The organism is uncultured Albimonas sp., from assembly GCF_963977235.1.
GTDB lineage: Bacteria > Pseudomonadota > Alphaproteobacteria > Rhodobacterales > Rhodobacteraceae > Albimonas.
Genome location: NZ_CAXBOD010000125.1, coordinates 1 through 4,299 on the forward strand (window position 1 = coordinate 1; position 4,299 = coordinate 4,299).

The 4,299-nt window shown below is 72.5% G+C and carries 5 protein-coding genes; all 5 read left to right on the forward strand.

Features of this window, described 5'->3' with window-relative positions; translation table 11 throughout:
* Positions 1-347: 347 nt before the first annotated feature.
* The gene (pyrH, locus tag AAC134_RS23480; RefSeq protein ID WP_339952180.1) at positions 348-1,088 is read left to right on the forward strand and encodes a UMP kinase; all 741 of its coding nucleotides are present in this window, start codon (positions 348-350) and stop codon (positions 1,086-1,088) included.
* A 39-nt stretch (positions 1,089-1,127) separates the two neighbouring features.
* Positions 1,128-1,691 carry a ribosome recycling factor gene (frr, locus tag AAC134_RS23485; protein WP_339952182.1) on the forward strand — a complete coding sequence of 188 codons (564 nt, stop codon included), beginning with the start codon at positions 1,128-1,130 and terminating at the stop codon, positions 1,689-1,691.
* A 131-nt stretch (positions 1,692-1,822) separates the two neighbouring features.
* Complete coding sequence (gene uppS / locus AAC134_RS23490; RefSeq protein WP_339952184.1) at positions 1,823-2,617, forward strand: polyprenyl diphosphate synthase; 795 nt, start codon at positions 1,823-1,825, stop codon at positions 2,615-2,617.
* Between the two features lie 5 nt (positions 2,618-2,622).
* Positions 2,623-3,450 (forward strand): phosphatidate cytidylyltransferase, encoded by an 828-nt coding sequence (locus tag AAC134_RS23495; RefSeq protein ID WP_339952186.1) that lies wholly within the window; start codon positions 2,623-2,625, stop codon positions 3,448-3,450.
* The coding region (dxr, locus tag AAC134_RS23500; protein ID WP_339952188.1) for a 1-deoxy-D-xylulose-5-phosphate reductoisomerase at positions 3,444-4,299 on the forward strand (856 nt) is incomplete at its 3' end. The genes AAC134_RS23495 and dxr, both read left to right, overlap by 7 nt.

The following is a 4,299-nucleotide window of genomic DNA, read 5'->3' on the forward strand; positions in this document are numbered from 1 at the left end:
TTGTCCTTGACCCCTGCGGGCGAGTCGCTCAGGCATCAGGCAGCGACGGACGGCTGCGGAGGACAGGCGCGGCCTCTGTTCTTGGGTGAGTCCCGAAGCGCCCCCTGCGCCCCGCCGGGGCGCCCGCGCGCAGCGCGGCCGCCGAGCGAGCCCCGCCTCGCGAGGCCGCCACCCGCGCCCCGCCCGCCGCGCGCCGCGCGCCTGACGCCAGCCCCGCTCGCCACGCCCGACGCGGCGCCTCCGGAGCCGGCGGCTCCCTCGGAGGCGTCGCGCCGCACCCGCGGCGCTTGCGCCGGGGCCCCCCTTCCGACAGATTGCAGCCGCCCGCCGACAGGAGACTCCCGCGCATGACCGAGGCCGCCCCGACGCCCGCCCCGCTTCTCTATCCGCGCGTGCTCCTCAAGATATCGGGCGAAGCCCTGATGGGCGACACCAGCTTCGGCCTGCATCCGCCCACCGTGGCGCGCATCGCCTCCGAGGTGAAGCGCGTGCACGACATCGGCGTCGAACTCTGCCTCGTCATCGGGGGCGGCAACATCTTCCGCGGGCTCCAGGGCTCGGCGCAGGGGATGGAGCGGGCCTCGGCCGACTACATGGGCATGCTCGCGACCGTGATGAACGCGCTGGGGATGCAGTCCGCGCTCGAGGAGCTCGGTGTGCAGACCCGGGTGGTCTCGGCCATCCCCATGGACCAGATCTGCGAGCCCTACATTCGCCGCCGCGCCATCCGGCATCTCGAGAAGGGCCGCGTGGTGATCTTCGCGGCCGGCACCGGCAACCCGTATTTCACCACCGACACCGCCGCGACCCTTCGCGCGATGGAGATGAACTGCGGCGCGATCATGAAGGGCACCCAGGTCGACGGGGTCTACACCGCCGACCCCAAGACCACCCCCGACGCCAAGCGCTACGACCGGATCAGCTACGACGAGGTGCTGATCAAGAACCTCAAGGTCATGGACGCCTCGGCGATCGCGCTCGCGCGCGACAACAACCTGCCGCTGATCATCTTCTCGCTGCACCAGTCGGGCGGCTTCGCGGAGGTCTTGAGCGGTCGCGGAAAATTCACCATTGTCGAGCAGTCATGACGCGGGGACAGGAACCTCGCGCCCCGAGGAGACAACCTCATGAGCGATGAGATCGAGATCGACGTCGAGGACCTCGAGCGCCGGATGGACGGGGCGCTCGCCTCGCTGAAGCAGGATTACGCCTCGCTGCGCACCGGTCGCGCGACGGCCTCGATGCTGGATCCGGTGACGGTCGACGCCTATGGCGTGGACACGCCGATCAACCAGGTCGGCACCATCAACGTGCCCGAGCCGCGGATGCTGACGCTCGCGATCTGGGACAAGGCCATGGTCGGCAAGGTCGACAAGGCGATCCGCGCGTCAGGCCTGGGCCTGAACCCGGTGGTCGACGGCACCCTGATCCGCCTGCCGATCCCCGAGCTGAACGAGGAGCGGCGGCGCGAGCTCGCCAAGCTCGCCGGCCAGTACTCCGAGGCCGCCAAGGTCGCCGTGCGCAACGTGCGCCGCGACGGCATGGACATGGTCAAGAAGGCCCAGAAGGACGGGCTGAGCGAGGACGACGCCAAGGTCTACTCCGACGAGATCCAGAGCCTGACCGACGCCGCGATCAAGAAGATCGACGCGACGCTGGAGCACAAGCAGGAAGAGATCATGCAGGTCTGAGCGGCCCGCGCCGCCGGCCGGCCCCGCCCCGGCCTTCAATCCGCCCGACGGCCGGGCGAGTCACGCGGACGTAACGGACGGCCGGATACAAAGACAGGGTGCGGAGCGCACCGCACCTTCGGGAGCAGCCAATGTTCAATTCCTCGCCCCTGTCGGCGGCGCAGGCCGCGGAAGAGGTCAACACGCAGAGCCCGGGCGCCGCAGCCGCGCCGGCCGCGGACCGCGGGGACCGTGCGCGCCATGTGGCGATCATCATGGACGGCAACGGCCGCTGGGCCAAGGCCCGCGGCCTGCCGCGTCTGGCCGGCCACCGTCGGGGCGCCGAAACCGTGCGCCGCATCGTCGAGGCGGCGCCGGATCTGGGGGTCGAGTGGCTGACCCTCTACGCCTTCTCGACCGAGAACTGGAAGCGCTCGGCCGAGGAAGTCACCGGGCTGATGGAGTTGTTCGCCATCTACATCCGCCGCGAGGGGCGCGAGCTGAAGCGGCGCGGCGCCCGCGTGCGCTTCATCGGCGAGCGCGGGCGCCTGGCGCCGGATCTCGCCGCCGCGATGGCCCGGCTCGAGGCCGACACCGCCTGCAACGAGAGCCTCAACCTGACCATCGCCATCAACTACGGCGGGCGCGACGAGATCGCCGGCGCCGCCCGGCGCCTGGCCCAGGACGTGGCGGCCGGCCGGCTGGACCCCGCCGACGTGGACGCCGACGCGCTCGCCGCGCGGCTCGACACCTGCGGCTTCCCTGACCCGGACCTGGTGATCCGCACCTCGGGAGAGATGCGCACCTCCAACTTCCTGCCCTGGCAGACCGCCTATTCCGAGTTCGCCTTCGTGGACGACTTCTGGCCCGACTTCTCGGTCGAGCGCTTCGGCGAGGCCCTGGCCTCGTTCGGCGCCCGGCAACGTCGGTTCGGAGCGGTCGGCTGACCCGCATGACCCCCGGCGCCCCCAAGGCGCGGAGCTTCGCCGATCTTCGCGCAAGAACGCTGGCCGGCGTGGCGATGGCCGCGCTGGCCGCGCTGGCGCTTGGCCTCGGCGGCTGGGTGGCGGCGATCTTCGCCGCCGCCTGCGCCGGCGCCATGGGCTGGGAGCTGCGGCGCATGCTCGCCGGCCGCTTCGACGGCGCGGGCTGGGCGATCGCGGGCGCCGGCGTGGCGGCGAGCCTCGCCACCCAGGGCGCCTTCTTCCGCTCGGGCCTCGCGGTCACCGCGGCCTGCCTGATCGCCGCCCTGATCCTCACGCGCGCCGAGCGCGGCTGGACCCGCGCCGCCACCCTGATCGGCGGCGGCTACGTCGCGGTGGCCTGCGCGGCGATGGTGGGGCTGCGCGACGATCCCCTCTATGGCTGGGAGGCGGTGCTGTGGGTGATCCTGGTGGTGGTGGCCACCGACATCGGCGCCTATTTCGCCGGGCGGATCATCGGCGGGCCCAAGCTGTGGCCGCGGGTCAGCCCCTCCAAGACCTGGGCGGGCCTGGGCGGGGGCATGGCCGCGGCGACCGCGGTGGGCGCGATCTTCTCCTCGGCCACCACCGGCACCCTGATCCACGAGGTCGCCGTCGTCTCGGGCGTGATGGCCGCGGTCAGCCAGGGCGGCGACCTGGCCGAGAGCGCGCTGAAGCGCCGCGCGGGGGTCAAGGACAGCTCGAACCTCATTCCCGGCCACGGCGGCGTGCTGGACCGGATGGACGGGCTGATGGCCGCGGTCCTGGTCGCGGCCGTGATCACCTTCCTGCGCGGCAAGTCCGTGTTCATATGGTGAACGCCCCGGCCTCCTCGCCCTGCGCCGCGCCGCCGCCGGGGCGGCGGGTCAGCGTGCTGGGCGCCACCGGCTCGATCGGGCGCTCGACGCTCGACATCCTGCGCCATGCGGGGCCCGAGGCCGCGCAGGTCGTGGCCCTGACCGGGCGCGACAACATCGCCGGGCTCGCCGAAGCCGCGCGCGAGTTCCGCGCCGAGGTGGCGGTGACCGCCGACCCCTCCCGCTACGAGGACCTCAAGGCCGCGCTCGCCGGTTCGGGGATCGAGGCCGCCGCGGGCGAGCGCGCGGTGATCGAGGCCGCCGCCCGTCCCGCCGACTGGACCATGGCCGCGATCGTCGGCTCGGCCGGCCTCGCCCCCACGCTTGCGGCCCTGCGCCAGGGGCGGACGCTGGCGCTGGCCAACAAGGAGTGCCTGGTCTCGGCGGGGGAGCTGTTCATGGAGGAGGCCGCCCGCGCCGGGGCCGAGCTGCTGCCCGTGGACAGCGAGCACAACGCCATCTTCCAGGTGCTCGACCGTCCCAACCGCGCGGCGGTCGAGAAGATCCTGCTGACCGCCTCGGGCGGCCCGTTCCGCGACTGGCCGGCCGAGCGCATCGCGCTTGCCACCCCCGAGGAGGCCGTCGCCCATCCCAACTGGGACATGGGGGCCAAGATCTCGATCGACAGCGCCTCGATGTTCAACAAGGGGCTGGAGATGATCGAGGCGATGCACCTGTTCGCGCTGCGCCCCGACCAGGTCGAGGTGCTGGTGCACCCCCAGTCCATCGTGCATTCGATGGTGGCCTATGTGGACGGCGCGGTGCTCGCTCAGATGGGCGCGCCCGACATGCGCCACGCCATCGGCCACG

Coding starts and splice junctions, on each gene's coding strand:
- pyrH (WP_339952180.1), top strand. CDS start 348: ATGACCGAGGCCGCCCCGACGCCCGCCCCGCTTCTCTATCCGCGCGTG.
- frr (WP_339952182.1), top strand. CDS start 1,128: ATGAGCGATGAGATCGAGATCGACGTCGAGGACCTCGAGCGCCGGATG.
- uppS (WP_339952184.1), top strand. CDS start 1,823: ATGTTCAATTCCTCGCCCCTGTCGGCGGCGCAGGCCGCGGAAGAGGTC.
- AAC134_RS23495 (WP_339952186.1), top strand. CDS start 2,623: ATGACCCCCGGCGCCCCCAAGGCGCGGAGCTTCGCCGATCTTCGCGCA.